This is a genomic window from Albimonas sp., assembly GCF_055129145.1.
Genome location: NZ_JBSRTQ010000020.1, coordinates 12,809 through 26,997, shown reverse-complemented (window position 1 = coordinate 26,997; position 14,189 = coordinate 12,809). Strand labels below are relative to the sequence as shown.

At 74.3% G+C, this 14,189-nt stretch carries 14 protein-coding genes and 1 tRNA gene; 6 read left to right on the top strand and 9 right to left on the bottom strand.

Features of this window, described 5'->3' with window-relative positions:
• Positions 1–11 precede the first annotated feature (11 nt).
• From ACTB72_RS05660 to ttcA, 5 genes are all read right to left on the bottom strand, one after another.
• Positions 12–611, bottom strand: coding sequence for a riboflavin synthase (locus ACTB72_RS05660; protein ID WP_463036009.1), 600 nt, complete (start codon positions 609–611; stop codon positions 12–14).
• 115 nt (positions 612–726) lie between these two features.
• A complete protein-coding gene (locus ACTB72_RS05655) occupies positions 727–1,722 on the bottom strand; it encodes an NADPH:quinone oxidoreductase family protein (RefSeq protein ID WP_463036008.1) in 996 nt (331 codons plus the stop codon).
• Positions 1,723–1,994: 272 nt separating this feature from the next.
• Positions 1,995–2,840 carry an acyl-CoA thioesterase gene (locus tag ACTB72_RS05650; protein WP_463036025.1) on the bottom strand — a complete coding sequence of 282 codons (846 nt, stop codon included), beginning with the start codon at positions 2,838–2,840 and terminating at the stop codon, positions 1,995–1,997.
• Between the two features lie 233 nt (positions 2,841–3,073).
• The gene (locus ACTB72_RS05645; RefSeq protein WP_463036007.1) at positions 3,074–3,478 is read right to left on the bottom strand and encodes a VOC family protein; all 405 of its coding nucleotides are present in this window, start codon (positions 3,476–3,478) and stop codon (positions 3,074–3,076) included.
• Between the two features lie 33 nt (positions 3,479–3,511).
• Positions 3,512–4,438: a tRNA 2-thiocytidine(32) synthetase TtcA gene (gene ttcA, locus ACTB72_RS05640; RefSeq protein WP_463036006.1), complete on the bottom strand. Its 927-nt coding sequence runs from the start codon at positions 4,436–4,438 to the stop codon at positions 3,512–3,514.
• Positions 4,439–4,860: 422 nt separating this feature from the next.
• On the opposite strand from ttcA, the gene ACTB72_RS05635 reads away from it, so the two are divergent.
• Positions 4,861–5,571 carry a hypothetical protein gene (locus ACTB72_RS05635; protein ID WP_463036005.1) on the top strand — a complete coding sequence of 237 codons (711 nt, stop codon included), beginning with the start codon at positions 4,861–4,863 and terminating at the stop codon, positions 5,569–5,571.
• A gap of 30 nt (positions 5,572–5,601) precedes the next feature.
• On the opposite strand, the gene yidD is transcribed toward ACTB72_RS05635, so the two are convergent.
• The 3 genes from yidD to rpmH all read right to left on the bottom strand — a co-directional run bounded on the left by yidD (position 5,602) and on the right by rpmH (position 7,039).
• Complete coding sequence (yidD, locus tag ACTB72_RS05630; protein ID WP_463036004.1) at positions 5,602–5,856, bottom strand: membrane protein insertion efficiency factor YidD; 255 nt, start codon at positions 5,854–5,856, stop codon at positions 5,602–5,604.
• On the bottom strand, positions 5,853–6,458 hold the full coding sequence (gene rnpA / locus ACTB72_RS05625) for a ribonuclease P protein component (RefSeq protein ID WP_463036003.1): 606 nt from the start codon (positions 6,456–6,458) through the stop codon (positions 5,853–5,855). The genes yidD and rnpA overlap by 4 nt, the downstream gene beginning before the upstream one ends.
• 446 nt (positions 6,459–6,904) lie before the next feature.
• Positions 6,905–7,039: a 50S ribosomal protein L34 gene (gene rpmH / locus ACTB72_RS05620; protein ID WP_463036002.1), complete on the bottom strand. Its 135-nt coding sequence runs from the start codon at positions 7,037–7,039 to the stop codon at positions 6,905–6,907.
• Positions 7,040–7,442: 403 nt separating this feature from the next.
• Between rpmH and ACTB72_RS05615 the strand changes: the two genes are divergently transcribed.
• Positions 7,443–8,240, top strand: coding sequence for a TVP38/TMEM64 family protein (locus ACTB72_RS05615; RefSeq protein WP_463036001.1), 798 nt, complete (start codon positions 7,443–7,445; stop codon positions 8,238–8,240).
• Entirely contained in the window at positions 8,237–9,670 is a 1,434-nt protein-coding gene (locus tag ACTB72_RS05610) for a dihydrolipoyl dehydrogenase family protein (RefSeq protein ID WP_463036000.1), read from the top strand. Before ACTB72_RS05615 ends, ACTB72_RS05610 begins: the two co-directional genes overlap by 4 nt.
• Before the next feature lie 21 nt (positions 9,671–9,691).
• Here ACTB72_RS05610 and ACTB72_RS05605 read toward each other — a convergent pair whose 3' ends face one another.
• A complete protein-coding gene (locus ACTB72_RS05605) occupies positions 9,692–10,495 on the bottom strand; it encodes an FkbM family methyltransferase (protein ID WP_463035999.1) in 804 nt (267 codons plus the stop codon).
• A 219-nt stretch (positions 10,496–10,714) separates the two neighbouring features.
• Here ACTB72_RS05605 and ACTB72_RS05600 point away from each other — a divergent pair, with 219 nt between their 5' ends.
• From ACTB72_RS05600 to ACTB72_RS05590, 3 genes are all read left to right on the top strand, one after another.
• A complete protein-coding gene (locus ACTB72_RS05600) occupies positions 10,715–12,271 on the top strand; it encodes a sensor histidine kinase (RefSeq protein ID WP_463035998.1) in 1,557 nt (518 codons plus the stop codon).
• Between the two features lie 442 nt (positions 12,272–12,713).
• Positions 12,714–13,787, top strand: a complete 1,074-nt coding sequence (locus tag ACTB72_RS05595; protein WP_463035997.1) for a P1 family peptidase — start codon at positions 12,714–12,716, stop codon at positions 13,785–13,787.
• A 120-nt stretch (positions 13,788–13,907) separates the two neighbouring features.
• A tRNA-Arg gene (locus ACTB72_RS05590) sits at positions 13,908–13,984 on the top strand.
• Positions 13,985–14,189: the final 205 nt, after the last annotated feature.

Here is a 14,189-nt window from a genome sequence, read left to right as displayed (position 1 = left end):
ACGCCTTCGCCTCACCCCGCCTCCGCCAGCCGCGCCACGTAGCGGGCGAGCGTGTCGATCTCGAGGTTCACATGGTCGCCCGGCTTGCGGTCGCCCCAGGTGGTCACGGTCTTGGTGTGCGGGATCAGGTTCACCCCGAACACGTCGCCCTCGACCTCGTTCACCGTCAGCGAGGTGCCGTTCAGCGCCACCGAGCCCTTGGAGGCGATGAACTTCGCCAGCGGCGCCGGCGCCCGGAAGCGGATGCGGGTGCTGTCGCCCTCGTCGGTCTCCGACAGGATCTCGGCCACCCCGTCGGCATGGCCGGTCACGATATGGCCGCCCAGCTCGTCGCCGACCTTCAGCGCGCGCTCGAGGTTGATCCGCGCGCCCCTGGTCCAGGTCGCGAGGTTGGATTTCGAGACGGTCTCGGCCGACACGTCGACGTCGAACCAGCCGCGGCCGTCGGCCTCGCCCGCGCCGACCACCGTGAGGCAGACGCCGTCGCAGGCGATGGAGGCCCCGATCTCCGCCCGCGCCGTGGCCGGCGCGCAGAGGATGCGCGCGCGCAGGTCGCCCGCCTGCTCCAGCGTGGCGATCTCGCCGATATCCGTGACGATCCCGGTGAACATGCGCCTCTCCCTTCGGGCCCGATCCCTGAGGCTTCTCAACTAGTCGGGGCGGAGGGGCGGGGCAAGGGCGAGACCCGCGCGCCGCCCGGCCCGCGCCCGCCGGCGCGCGTCGCCGTCAATCCATCGTCACCGCGATCTTGCCGATGACCGACCGGTCCTCCAGCGCTTTCAGCGCCGCCGCGCCCTCGGCCAGCGGAAAGGTGCGCGAGACCCGCGGGCGGAACGTGCCGTCGGCCACCCAGGCGCTCATCCGTTTCCAGGCGGCGAGCCGATGTTCGGGGTGGCGGCGCCCGTACTGGCCGGCGCGCACGCCGATCAGCTCGATCTCCTTGATCAGCACGATGTTGGAGCCGAATTTCGCGATCTCGCCGCCCGCGAAGCCGATGATGGCGAGCCGGCCCTCGGGCCGCAGCATCCGCACGCCCGCCTCGAACATCGGCCCGCCCACCGGGTCGTAGACCACATCCGCGCCCGCGCCGCCGGTCAGTGCGCGCACCTTGTCGCGCAGGGCGGGGTCGGCGGGGTCGAGCGCGTGGTGCGCGCCCTCCTCCAGCGTCACGGCGCGCTTCGCCTCGGACGAGGCCACCGCGATCACCTGCGCGCCCATCGCCCGCCCGATCTGCACCGCGGCGAGGCCGACGCCGCCCGCGGCCCCGGTCACCACCAGCGTCTCGCCGGGCTGCAGGCGGCCGCGGTCCACCACGCCGTTCCAGGCGGTGTAATGACCGACGAAGAGGCAGGCGGCGTCGACGTCGCTCATTCCCTCGGGGACGGGCAGCAGGGCGGCGGCGGGGACCGTGGTCTCTTCGGCGAAGCCGTCGCCGCCGGCGCCGGTCATCGCCACGGCGCGGTCGCCCGGGGCCCAGCCGGTCACGCCCTCGCCCACGTCGATCACGGTCCCCGCCGCCTCCAGCCCGGGAATGAAGGGCGGCTCGGCCTTGTGCTGGTAAAGGCCGCGGGTCATCAGCAGATCGGGGAAATTGACGCCCGAAGCGCCGAGCCTGAGCCGCACTTCGCCGGGGCCGGGGGGGCGGCTTTCGATCTCGCTCAGCGCCAGAGCGTCAGGACCGTCGAGCGTCATGCAGCGCATGGCGCGGATCAGGCGGGGCATGGGGATCCTCCGGGTTCTTTTCGTAGGGGAGCGGCGGCTGCGCCGGCGTGGCGTCAAGGGGCGAGGTCGGAGGGCAGGGAAGCCGATCCCGCCCCGCGCCGCTTGCGCCGAGGCGGGCGCGGCCCCTCGTCGGCGGCGCTCGTCGACGCAGGCGCCCCCGTTCCAGCGCGCCCCCGTCCCAGCGCGCTCCCGCCGCGCCGCCGCGGGCGCCGACCGGGACGCGGCGCTTCCCCGCCGGGGGGGCCGCGCCGCCCCCCCCGAAAAAAACGGCGTCAGGCCTTCTTCTTGATCGGCCGCATCAGCCCTTCCTGGGCCACGCTCGCCACCAGCCGCCCGCGGCGGTCATAGATCCGCCCGCGGTTGAAGCTGCGCGCGCCACCCGAAAACGGGCTGTCCATCGAATAGAGGTGCCATTCGTCGGCCTTGATCGGCCCGTGGAACCACATCGCGTGGTCGAGGCTCGCCGACATGATGTGCCCCGACAGCCAGCTCACCCCATGCGGCCGGCTGCCCGAGCTCAGGAGGTTCATGTCCGACGCGTAGGCCATGATGCACTGATGCATCCACGGCTCCGCCTCGATCGGCCGCGACAGCCGGATCCAGGCATGGTTCACGTCCGAGGCGGGCTTGGGATCGAGCGGGTTGACCGGATCCACTTCGCGGATCTCGATGGGAAAATTCTTCACCATCTCCGCCAGCCGCGCGTTGCCCGAGGCCTCGGCCAGCGCGCCGCGGAACTCGGCGCGGGAGGGCAGGCCCTCGGGCGCGGGCACGTCGGGGATCTCGTGCTGGTGGTGGTAGCCCTCCTCCTCGACCTGGAAGGAGGCGGCGAGGTTGAGGATCTGCTTGCCGTGCTGGATCGCCACCACCCGGCGCGTGGTGAAGCTGCCGCCGTCGCGGGCGCGGTCGACCTCGTAGATCACCGGGATCGCGGGGTCGCCGGGGCGGATGAAATAGGCGTGGAGCGAATGGCAGGTCCGCCCCTCCACCGTGCGGCAGGCCGCGGCCAGCGCCTGGGCGATGACCTGGCCGCCGAAGATGCGGATCACCGTGTCGCCGCCGCCGCCGTCGCCGCGGAAGAGGTTCAGCTCCAGCTGCTCGATATCGAGCAGGCGCATCAGCTTGGTCACCGGCTCTTCGGCCTGCGCGGCGGGCTTTTCGGGGGCGGGGGCGGGGTCGCTCAAGGGGCGCGTCCTTTACGTTGCTGCGGGCGCGGGTTCGGCCCTTGCTGCGATGCCGGCGCGCCCCGGGCGGTGGTCGCGGTGGCGCGTCGCTGCGCCGCAACACATACGCGGCGGTATGAGGCGGAGCAAGCGTTCCGGCCGCTCGGCTCGGACCGGTTGGCTGCCCCTCAAAGCCCCCAGAGGCGCGGCTGCGCGAATTCGACCGAGTTCCCCGCCGGGTCCCGGCAATAGATCGACAGCGCGCCGTTGGGCCAGGTCACCCGGCTCTCGATCTCGACGCCGGCCGCTTGCAGGCGTTGGGCCCAGCCCTCGACACCCGGACCGTCGGCCGAAAAGCAGATATGCCCGTGGCCATGCGCGCCATGGGGCGGGACGGGCAGGGCGCCCTCGGCGGGCGGGATCGGGGTGGCGCGGGGATCGAAGAGGAAGACCATGCCGTCCTCGGCCCGGAAGAAGCGGTGGCGGCCGGGCTCCGACAGGATCAGCTCCAGCCCGACGATGTCGCGGTAGAAGGCCTCCGCGGCGTCGAGGTCTTCGGCGTAGAGGCAGGTTTCCAGCACGCGCGGGGCCATGAGCGTCTCCTGTTTTCGGGTGGATGCGCGCCGTCAGAGTTCGGCGTCGTCGTCGATCTCCGCCAGGGCCAAGACCCGTCCGGCGGGGCGCAGGTCCGGCACGGTCTCGCCCTCGGCGTCGATCCCGTCGCGGGCCGGCCCCGGAAACAGCCCCGCGAAGTCGAAGAGCGTCGGGTCGACCAGATGCGAGGGCCGCACGTTGGTCAGCGCCTTGAACATGATCTGGCGGCGGCCGGGCGTGGTCTTCTCCCACCCGTCCAGCATCGCCTTGACCTGCATGCGCTGCAGCCCCTCCTGGGACCCGCAGAGGTCGCACGGGATGATAGGGTAGTCCATCAGCCGGGAATACTTGGCGCAGTCCGCCTCCGATACGAAGGCGAGCGGGCGCAGCACGCTGAGGTCGCCATCCTCGTTCACCAGCTTCGGCGGCATGGTCGCGAGCCGCCCGCCGTGGAAGAGGTTCATGAAGAAGGTCTCCAGGATATCGTCGCGGTGATGGCCCAGGACGACAGCCTGGCAGCCCTCTTCGCGGGCGATGCGGTAGAGGTTGCCGCGTCTGAGCCGCGAGCAGAGCGCGCAATAGGTCCGCCCCGCCGGGACCTTCGAGGTGACGATGGAATAGGTGTCGCGATACTCGATCCGGTGCGGGATCTCCATGCGGGCGAGGAATTCGGGCAGGACGCTCGAGGGGAAGCCGGGCTGGCCCTGGTCGAGATTGCAGGCCAGGAGGTCGACGGGGAGGAGGCCGCGCCAGCGCAGCTCGGTCAGGGCGGCGAGAAGCGCGTAGCTGTCCTTGCCGCCCGAGAGGCAGACCAGCCAGCGGTCGCCGCGCCGGGCCATGCCGTAGGCGTCGATGGCCGCGCGGGTCTCGCGCACGAGACGCTTGCGCAGCTTGCGGAACTCGGTGGAGTCCGGGGCGCCGGCGAGGAGCGGCGGCAGGGCGTCTTCGGTATCGAGCATGGGCCGAGAGCTAGGCCAGCGCCGCGCCCCGCGCAACCGGAATCGCGCGGCCCCGGGCGGGGGAGCGGCGCCTGAGCCGTCCCGAGGGCGGCGCGCGCGCGCCCGCGCCGCGTTCGTGCGTCAGGAATGCGGCGCCGGGGTCGGTTCCACGGAGGCGGAAAGCGGCGAGGGGATGTCTGCGCATGGGAAAGGGTCAAGAGCGGCGGGCTCCGGCCGAGCGGCGACGGCGCGACGGGTGGGGGCCCCCGGCGCTGCGCGGCGGTGGGCGCCCGCGACGCGACCGGCGCTCATCCCCGCGCCGCCGCTGCGCAGGAGGCGCCCGCCGCCCCTCCGGCTTGACGCGGCGCTCCCGGTTGCGAAGCGTTCCGCTGCGGGACTAGGGTTTCGCCAATCCGCTCGAACCGTCCGCAAAGGCCAGAGCCATGTCGCATGCGCCCCGCTCGCCTCGCCGCCCGCTTCGTCGGGTCACGCCCCGCCCCGAAAAGGCTCGTCCCGTCACGCCCCGTCCCGCCGCGCTCGCCGGCGCCCGCCGCGCCGCGGCGGCGGCGATCCTCGCGCTGCTCTGCGCCGCCTGCGGGGCCGAGGGGCAGGACCGCACCGCGCCTCCCTCGCCGCGGCCCGACGCGCCGGAGATCTCGGTGACCTGCGGCCCCGTCATCTCCGGCGCCAGCCCGCACAGTCTCGCGGATCGCGGTGTGGCGCTGGTGTTCGTAGAGGCGACGGCGGCGCGCTGGGGCGAGCTCTCGCCCCGCCCGGTGACCCTGGAGCTGGTGGAGATCGACACCGGCGCCCGCGCGCGCCTCGGCTGCGCCGAGATCCGCGCCGGGCGCACGCTCGCCTACGGCCTGGTGCCCTCGGGCCGCTGGCGTCCGGCGGCGGTGGCGCCGCTGTCGGGCGGGCCGGGCGCGGTCGGGGAACTCGCGGGCGAAGCCTCGGGCGCCGAGGACGAGCTGCGGCTGGGGGCGGGCGAGGCCATGCATCTGGGCCGCGCCGCCTGGACGTTTCGGAGCGGCTCCGGCGGGCCGTCGCTGCGCGCGGATGTGGCGGACGGCGAGGCCCGGGCCGATGCGCGGCGCATCGCGCCCGGCATGGCGCCGGCGCTGCTGCTGCGCGCGCTGCTGAGCAGCGGCTGAGGCGGCGGCCGGTCCCGAACGCCCAAGGGCTCAGTCCCGGGGACCGTCCCCGGGGCGGTCGCGGCGCGGCGGCACCGGGTCGTGCCCCTCGCCGCCCCAGGGATGGCAGCGCAGCACCCGGCGCAGGGCGAGCCAACCGCCGCGCAGGGCGCCATGGGTCTCCAGCGCCTCCAGCGCATAGGCCGAGCAGGTGGGCGCGAAGCGGCAGTTGCGGCCGAGCCAGGGCGATATCAGCAGGCGATAGGCATGGATCGGGACCGCGAGGATCCGGGCGAGCGGGCTCACCCCTTGGGCCCGCCCTTGGCCTTGGCGGGCGGTTTGGCGCCGCCCTTGCCGCGGCGCTTGCCCGAGGGGGCGCGCGGCCGTTCGGGCCGGCCCTCGTCCTCGCGGGCGTGCAGGCGGGCGAGACCGCCGCGCAGGTCGACGAGCAGGTCCTCGAACGGCCGGCCGGCGGTGACTTCGGACCGGCCGACCAGCACATAGTCCCAGCCGGCGCGGGCGGCGCCGGGCAGCACCGCCGCCGCCGCGGCGCGCAGCCGGCGCTTGGCGCGGTTGCGGGCGACGGCGTTGCCGACTTTCTTGGAGCAGGTGTAGCCGATGCGGACCGGGGTTTCCGCCGGCTCCCCCGTCTCGCGCAGGCGGGCCTGGAGCATCAGCCCCGGGGTCGCGCAATTGCGGCCGCGATTCGCGGCGGCGAGGAATTCCTTGCGCCGCTTCAGGGTGGAAAAGGCGGTGCGGGGCAGGGGAGGAGCGCCGGGCGCAGGCGAGCCGGGGGCGTCGTCGGCGCGCGCGGACCGGCCCGGGAGCGCCGGGTCGGACAGGTCTGCGGGGAGGTTCGGCGGAGGGGCGGCGGCTGTGGCCGCCAAGACGTCGTCGGACCCGGTCATCGGCTGATCGGCCGCGTCAGGCGTCGGAGACGTGGGCTGCGGCGCATTCGCCTCGATCGCGGAATAGTCCCGGGAGATCGGACGCGCCGTTTCCGGACGGTCGTCGCGAGGCGACGCCGGCGTCGAGACGGGCGCAGGCTCGGACATGGGCGCGGACCTCCGGAGCCGGGTGCGGCCGCCTGGAAGCCGGCCAAGCAGGAACGGACCGCTCGGGCACGAGCGGCCCGGCCCGGACCAGGGAGCGCGGCGCGGACATGCGCGCTAAGCCGAGCCTCGTCCGGAATAGCCCAAGGCCCGGCGCAAGGCCGGGCCATGTCGCATCGCTGACCAAGGCATGGCGCGGAGGCTCGCGAACGAACCGCTCGCCCCGCAGCCGCCGGAAACCGCGCGCACTGTCCTGCCTTCGCGCCCGGCCTCCTTCGGGAGGCGCCGGGCGCGGCGCGGGATCAGGCGCTCAGCTTCTTGCGGCCCTTGGCGCGGCGGCGCGAAATGATCTTGGCGCCGTTCTTCGTCGCCATGCGGGCGCGGAAGCCGTGGCGGCGCGTGCGGACGAGCCGGCTCGGCTGGAACGTGCGCTTCATCGCTCTTTCTCCTCTTGCGGGGTCGTGCTGGCGACCCCAGGCCGCGCCGCGTTCGATCCGGAAGGTCGCCCTCCTCGGAAAATCGCGCGCACGGCGTCTGAAAACCGGAGCGCGTCGGATAAAGCGGGGCCCGCCGGCTGTCAATGCTCGCCTGCCGCCGAAGCGCCGGTTGCGGACGGCGAAAAGCGCGCCGGACGGGTGGGGCGCGTCCTGAAGCATTGAGGTCACCGGACATCAACGGGCCGTGAGCCCCCTATCCCCGCCGGCGATCCGGGCGGCATATCGGGGGACCGGGTCCGACGCGCAAGCGCCGCCGGCGCCGATTCCCGCCGGGCGGGCCCGCCAAACCCGTGCCGCCCCCCCCGGATCCGCCCCCCCGATCCGTCTCCGAGGAGCCCCCGCGATGTCCAGCGCCCCCGCCGACAAGCCCGAGCCGGGCCCCGCGCCCCGCGGCCCCGCCTGGCGGCGCTGGGCGGGGCCGGTGGCGCTGGTCGCGCTCGCCGCCGCGGCCTGGTGGGCGCTGGGCGACCGCCTGTCGTTCCAGACGCTCGCCGACAACCGCGAGGCGCTGATCGCCTGGCGCGACGCGGCCCCCCTCCGCGCGGCGCTGGTCTTCGTCTGCGTCTACGCCGGGGCCGTGGCGGTGTCGCTGCCCGGGGCGCTGATCCTGACGCTGTCGGGGGGCTTCCTGTTCGGGCTCGTCCTCGGCGCCGGGCTGACCGCCGTCGCCGCCACCCTCGGGGCCGCCGCCATCTTCCTCGCCGCCCGCTCCGCGCTCGGCGCGCGGCTGGAGGCGCGGCTCGCCGGGCGCGGCGGCTTCATGGCGCGGCTGCGCAAGGGGGTGGAGACCAACCAGGTCTCGGTCCTGCTCGTGATGCGGCTGGTGCCGGCGGTTCCGTTCTTCCTGGCCAATCTCGCGCCCGCCTTTCTCGGCGTGCGGGTGCGCACCTACATATGGACCACCTTCGTCGGCATCCTGCCGGGGACGGCGGTCTACACCTGGGTCGGGGCCGGGCTCGGCGAGGTCTTCGACCGGGGCGAGGCGCCGGATCTGGGGCTGATCTTCACGCCTTCCGTGCTGGGGCCTCTGATCGGGCTCGGCCTGCTCGCCGCCCTGCCGATGGTTTTGCGCGCCCTGCGCCCCGCAGCGGTCGAGGCCGCCGACCCGAACCTCGACATCAAGAAGGACGACGCATCATGACCGACCCTGCAGGCAAGACCCTGACCCCCGACCTCTGCGTGATCGGGGCGGGCTCGGCCGGGCTCTCGGTCGCGTCCGGCGCGGTGCAGATGGGCGCTTCGGTGGTGCTGATCGAGGCGGGGGCGATGGGGGGCGACTGCCTCAACACCGGCTGCGTGCCCTCGAAGGCCCTGCTCGCCGCCGGCAAGGCCGCGCATCATGCCGCCGCCGGGGCGCGCTTCGGGGTGACCTCAGGCCCGGTGGAGGTCGACTTCGCCGGCGCCAAGGACCATGTCGCCGCCGCCATCGCCGAAATCGCCCCGATGGATTCGGTGGCGCGGTTCGAGGGCCTGGGCGTCACCGTCATCCAGGCTTTTGCAAAATTCGAGGGGCCGGACGAGGTCTCCGCCGGCGGCGCGCGCATCCGGGCGCGGCGTTTCGTCATCGCCACCGGCGGGCGGCCCGTGATCCCGCCGATCCCGGGGCTGGCGGAAACGCCGCATCTGACCTCCGAAACGGTGTTCGCCCTGCGCGACCGCCCGGCGCGCCTCCTGATCCTCGGCGGCGGCGCCATCGGGCTGGAGATGGCGCAGGCCCATCGCCGGCTCGGCTGCGACGTGGTGGTGGTCGAGGCGGACAAGGCCCTGGGGCGCGAGGACCCCGAGCTCGCCGCCATCGCCCTGACCGCGCTGCGGGGCGAGGGGATCGAGATCGTGGAGGGGGCGCGCGTCGCCTCCGTCTCCGACGGTCCCGACGGGGTTGGCCTGACGACGGAGGACGGGCGGACCTGGGTCGGGTCGCACCTGCTGGTCGCCACCGGGCGCTCGGCGGACGTGTCGGGGCTGAACCTCAAGGCGGCGGGGGTCAAGGCCGGCAAGGGCGGGGTGACGGTCGACAAGGGGCTGCGCACGTCGAACCGGCGGATCTACGCCATTGGCGACGCCGCCGCGGGGCTGCCCGCCTTCACCCATTCCGCCGGCTGGCAGGCGGGGCTGGTGATCCGCAACGCGCTCTTCCGCCTGCCGATCAAGGCCGAGACGCCGGCGATGCCCTCCGCGGTCTACACCGACCCCGAGCTCGCCCGCGTCGGCCCGACCGAGGCCGAGGCCCGCAAGACCCATGGCGCGAAACTCGAGGTGATCCGCGTGCCTTATGCCGGCTCCGACCGGGCGGTGGCGGAGGGCGCGACCGAGGGCCTGTTGAAGCTGCTGGTGGTGGGCGGCAGGCCGGTGGGCGTCGGCATCGTCGGCGCGCAGGCGGGCGAGCTGATCGGCCTCTGGACCCTCGTCATCGGCGCCAAGGTGAAGCTCAGCGCCGTGGCGGGCATGATCGCGCCCTATCCGACGCTGGGCGAACTCTCCAAACGTGCGGCGGGGCAGCATTATTCACCCAAGCTGTTCAAAAACCCGTGGGTGAAGCGCGTGGTCCGGCTGTTGGCGAAACTGGGGTAGAGGCGAGGGGGGAGCCCCCCCTCAGCCCCCGATCTCCACCGCGAAATTGCGGTTGCCCGCATAGATCGGGCCGAAACGGGCGCGCAGCCGTTCGGGCGTCAGCGGCTCGGACTCTCCCGAAATCCGCATCGGCGCGTCGCCGAACGCCTCCAGCGCGCCCCTGGTCGCCTCATAGGCCTTGCGCCGGGCGAAAAGCGTCCAGTCCCGGCGCAGCTTCTTCCACAGCTGCCGGGGATGCAGCGACAGATGCAGCGCCGCCCCGCCCTCTCCCCCCAGCTTGGCGCGCAGATCGGCGAGCATCGGGGCCACCGCGTATTCGTGCCCCTCGATGTCGACCTTCATCAGCGCCGGCCCCGGACCCGCGCGGTCGGCCACCTCGGCCGGGGTGACGGTGGCGACGTTGACCGGCTCCCCCCGATGCACGCCCAGAGCCGAGGTCATCGAGGCGCCGAGCCCCTTGCGCCCGCCGAACAGCAGCAGCCCCGCGCCGTCGCTGTGCAGCGCCGCCGGGATCACTTCGGCCCGCAGGCCGTTCAGCGCGAAATTGTCCTCCAGCGAGGCGCGCGCCACCGGATCGGGCTCCAGCGCCACCACCCGCGCGCCGAGCTTGGCGGCGAGCAGGCTGACCGGGCCGATCCAGGCGCCGATGTCGACGAAGACCACGCCCGGCCGGGCGCGGGCGGCGACGAAGGCCAGCGTCTCGTCCTCCCACGCGCCCGTGGCGCCGGGGGCGAGGCTCGCCCAGAATTCCCGCTCGGCGTCCGAGCGCGCGGCGACCCGCAGCCGTTTTCCGGCCAGGATGACGTCCATGGTCGTCGTGGGCATGTCCCGACCTCCCCGTCAGGGCGCGGTTTTCCCGGGACGAGCCCGGACGCGCGTTCGCTGTCCGGCGCGTCGAGGCGCACGGCCACTGGCGCGGGTCGTAGCGCATGACTAGGATCGCGGCAATCGCGTCCGACGCGGCGACAGGGGCCGGGCCGCAGCCCCCCGCCTCCCCGCCGGCCGGAGGCGCGTGCGTCGAACCGGCCGCGGGGACCCCGCCCAATGCTGTTCCGAAGCCTGTCAGGCCGCCTGCTCGCGCTGACCGTGGTCTTCGTGATGGTGACCGAGGTGCTGATCTTCGTGCCCTCGATCGCCAATTTCCGCGAGGCCTGGCTGACCGAGCGCCTGGAGCGCGCCCAGATCGCGTCGCTGGCCCTGCTCGCCACCCCCGACGACATGGTGACGCCGGAGCTGGAGGCGGAGCTGCTCAAGACCTCCGAAGTGCTCAACATCGTGCTGCGCCGCGATGAGGCGCGCGAACTGATTCTGGCGCTGCCCGCCCCGGTGCACGCGGTGCACGCCTCCTTCGACCTGCGCGACGCCGGCGCGATGACCCTGATCCGCGACGCCTTCGCCGCCTTCGTGGCCCCCAGGGGGCGGGTGATCCGGGTGATTGGCCTGCCGGTGCATGGCGGCGGCGTGGCGATCGAGGCGACGATGCAGGAGAATCAGCTCCGGCTCGCGATGACCAAATTCGCGCTGCGGGTGCTGGCGGTGTCGCTGGTGATCTCCGCCGTCACCGGAGTGCTGATCGCGCTCGCGCTGCGTCGCTTTCTTGTGCGCCCGATGACGCGGGTGATCGACAACATGCGCGCCTTCGCCGACGACCCCGAGGATCAGTCCCGCGTCATCCGCCCTGCGTCCTCGATCACCGAGATCGCGGCGGCGGAGGCGACGCTGGCCCGGCTGGAGACGGACGTCCGCGCCGCGCTGCGCCAGCGCGCGCGGCTGGCGGCGATGGGCGAGGCGCTGGCCAAGGTCTCCCATGATCTGCGCAACATGCTGGCCACGGCGCAGCTGCTCGCCGACCGGCTGGAGGGTTCGGCCGACGCCGGCGTGGCGCGGGTCGGGCCCAAGATCATCCGGGCGCTGGACCGGGCGGCGACGCTCTGCACCTCGACGCTCGACTACGGCAAGGCCGAGGAGCCGGCCCCGGTGATCCGCCTCGTCGCTCTGCGCGCGCTGGTCGAGGAGGTGGGCGAAAGCGTCTTCCCCGACCGCGACCATCCCGGCGCCGGGGGGGCGGGCGAAGTGCGTTTCGTGAACGACGCGCCCGAGGGGCTGCTCGCCCCCGCCGACCCCGACCAGCTGCACCGGATCCTCGGCAATCTCGCGCGCAACGCCCGTCAGGCGATGGAGAGCGCCGGCCGGGGCGGCGAGGTCCGCATCGCCGCGCGCCGCGACGGGGGGCGGGTGGCGATCGACGTCACCGACCAGGGACCGGGGCTGCCCGAGCGCGCGCGCGCACATCTGTTCACCCCGTTCAAGGGGGGGGCGACGCGGGGCGGCGCGGGCCTCGGCCTCGCCATCGCGGCCGAACTCGCGCGCAGCCATGGCGGCACGGTGGAACTGGCGGGCTCGACCACCGAGGGTGCCTGGTTCCGCGTGACCCTTCCCGCCGGCGAGGCCACGTCGTCCGGGGCGCCGCCGCCCCGCGCCGCTCCCGCGCCGACGACCGAGGCCGAGGGCGCGGAAGTCGAGTCCGCCCGCGGCGTGATCCGCGCCTTCGTGCGCCGCCCGGCGTCCGCGCCGCGCCCCGGGCCGCAGGACGAAACGTGATCCGCGGCGCCGAGCCCCGCCCGTCGTCCTCCCGTTTTCCCGTGACCGCCCCTCGATCCCCGGCCTCCCGGTCCTGCGTCGCGAGTCGATTCCGGGCCGGGATCGCCCCGTCCGCTCCGCCGGGCCGGGCAGGGCGGCGACCGATCGCCGTCGATCCCTTGCCGCGCGATCCCCGCCCGCAACGCGCCGCGCCGCCTGCCTTCCGTTGCCGGTCCGTATCGCCCGGGCGCCGGGCCGAAAGCCGGGTCCGACACGCATCCCAGGCGATGGCATGCGACCCCCGTGCGCGCCTCGCGCCACCGCGCGAAACGCGCCGCCCTCGGTCCGCTTGCGACCGAATGGCGCGCCCCGGGGTCGTCCTCGCGCCGCCAGTTCCAGGCCGTCGGGCGCCCGCGTCCCTCCTTCCCGCCCATCCGAATGCAACCCGACCCGGAGATCCCGCATGACCGCCCGCCCCGCGCCCGGCCCGCTCAATCTGCTCACCGACGTCGCCGGCCTCTCGGTCGGCAACGCCGACGACCCGGCCGCCCGAACCGGCGTCACACTCATCCTGCCCGACGCCTTCGCCCGCGCCGCGGTCGACGTGCGCGGCGGCGGGCCCGGCACCCGTGAGACCGAGGCGCTGTCTCCCGAAAATCAGGTCGGCGGCGTCCATGCCATCGTGCTCGCCGGCGGGTCGGCGCTGGGCCTCGGCGCGGCGGATGCGGTGGCCGCGGCGCTGTCGGCTTCGGGCCGGGGGCTTGCGGTTCACCCCGATCATCCGCCCGTGCCGATCGTGCCCGCCGCGATCCTCTACGACCTCGGGCCCCATTCCGCCGCCGCCTTCGCGGCCGAGGGCGGCCCGCCGCATCCCCGCCTCGCCCGCGCGGCGCTGGCCGCCGCCGGGTCCCGCTTCGCGCTCGGCTCCGTCGGCGCGGGCAGGGGGGCCAATGCCGGGGCGATGAAGGGGGGGCTCGGCTCGGCCTCGCTGGCGCTGCCGGGTTTCGCTTCCGATGGCGGGCCGGTCGCCGTCGCGGCCCTGGTCGCCGCCAACCCGGTCGGCGCCGTCACCATGCCGGGCTCGCGCGCCTTCTGGGCCTGGCCGTTCGAGCAGGAGTTCGAGGGGCGCCCCGAATTCGGCGGCCTGCGCCCCGGCCCCGACTGGCGCCCCACCGCCGAGCCGTTCCCTGTCGAGAGCCGCTTCGCCGGCCCGCCGCCGCCGTCGGGCGGGGCGACCGCCATCGGCGTGGTGGCGACCGATGCGGACCTGACGACGGCCGAGTGCCTGCGCCTCGCGATGATGGGCCAGGACGGCTACGCCCGCGCCATCCGTCCGTCGCATTCGCCGATGGACGGCGACACGGTCTTTGCGCTGGCCACGGGCCGGCGACCGTTGGGCGAGGGCCGTGCCCGCCTGCGCGCGCTGGCGGCCTTGGGGGCGGCGGCGGCCGACTGCGTGGCGCGCGCCGTCGCCCGTGCGGCCTACGAGGCGACTTCCGCCCCCGGCGAGCGCCCCGCCTGGCGCGACCTTGGGTAAGGGAGGGTGGGGGTCGGGGGGCGGAGGTGGCGTGGCGAGGCAAGTGAAAATTACCCCCTTGCAACCCCTCCGCCCGCTCGCTACACACCGCCAGCGACGCGGAAAACACCGCGAAGCACTGCACCGGTAGCTCAGCTGGATAGAGCACCAGACTACGAATCTGGGGGTCGGGCGTTCGAATCGCTCCCGGTGCACCATAATTCCCAATGACTTGCGAGAATAACTCGAGGAACAGCCTGCGCTCAGGCTGTCCCCCGGGTATTCCCGTGCGCGGTCTTTCGCGGCGTGGGCTTGGCTCAGCCGCCGTCGGTGCGAACCAGTCGGTTCCCGGCGATCGCGCCTGACGGCGCGGCCGATATCGGCGCGGCGCTCCAAGGCCGCGGCCCCGAAATCGGTCTGCGC

What these genes read in the sequence shown, in the direction of transcription:
- ACTB72_RS05660 (WP_463036009.1), bottom strand. Translation starts at nt 611, where the DNA reads ATGTTCACCGGGATCGTCACGGATATCGGCGAGATCGCCACGCTGGAG.
- ACTB72_RS05655 (WP_463036008.1), bottom strand. Translation starts at nt 1,722, where the DNA reads ATGCCCCGCCTGATCCGCGCCATGCGCTGCATGACGCTCGACGGTCCT.
- ACTB72_RS05650 (WP_463036025.1), bottom strand. Translation starts at nt 2,840, where the DNA reads ATGCGCCTGCTCGATATCGAGCAGCTGGAGCTGAACCTCTTCCGCGGC.
- ACTB72_RS05645 (WP_463036007.1), bottom strand. Translation starts at nt 3,478, where the DNA reads ATGGCCCCGCGCGTGCTGGAAACCTGCCTCTACGCCGAAGACCTCGAC.
- ttcA (WP_463036006.1), bottom strand. Translation starts at nt 4,438, where the DNA reads ATGCTCGATACCGAAGACGCCCTGCCGCCGCTCCTCGCCGGCGCCCCG.
- ACTB72_RS05635 (WP_463036005.1), top strand. Translation starts at nt 4,861, where the DNA reads ATGTCGCATGCGCCCCGCTCGCCTCGCCGCCCGCTTCGTCGGGTCACG.
- rnpA (WP_463036003.1), bottom strand. Translation starts at nt 6,458, where the DNA reads ATGACCGGGTCCGACGACGTCTTGGCGGCCACAGCCGCCGCCCCTCCG.
- rpmH (WP_463036002.1), bottom strand. Translation starts at nt 7,039, where the DNA reads ATGAAGCGCACGTTCCAGCCGAGCCGGCTCGTCCGCACGCGCCGCCAC.
- ACTB72_RS05615 (WP_463036001.1), top strand. Translation starts at nt 7,443, where the DNA reads ATGTCCAGCGCCCCCGCCGACAAGCCCGAGCCGGGCCCCGCGCCCCGC.
- ACTB72_RS05610 (WP_463036000.1), top strand. Translation starts at nt 8,237, where the DNA reads ATGACCGACCCTGCAGGCAAGACCCTGACCCCCGACCTCTGCGTGATC.
- ACTB72_RS05605 (WP_463035999.1), bottom strand. Translation starts at nt 10,495, where the DNA reads ATGCCCACGACGACCATGGACGTCATCCTGGCCGGAAAACGGCTGCGG.
- ACTB72_RS05600 (WP_463035998.1), top strand. Translation starts at nt 10,715, where the DNA reads ATGCTGTTCCGAAGCCTGTCAGGCCGCCTGCTCGCGCTGACCGTGGTC.
- ACTB72_RS05595 (WP_463035997.1), top strand. Translation starts at nt 12,714, where the DNA reads ATGACCGCCCGCCCCGCGCCCGGCCCGCTCAATCTGCTCACCGACGTC.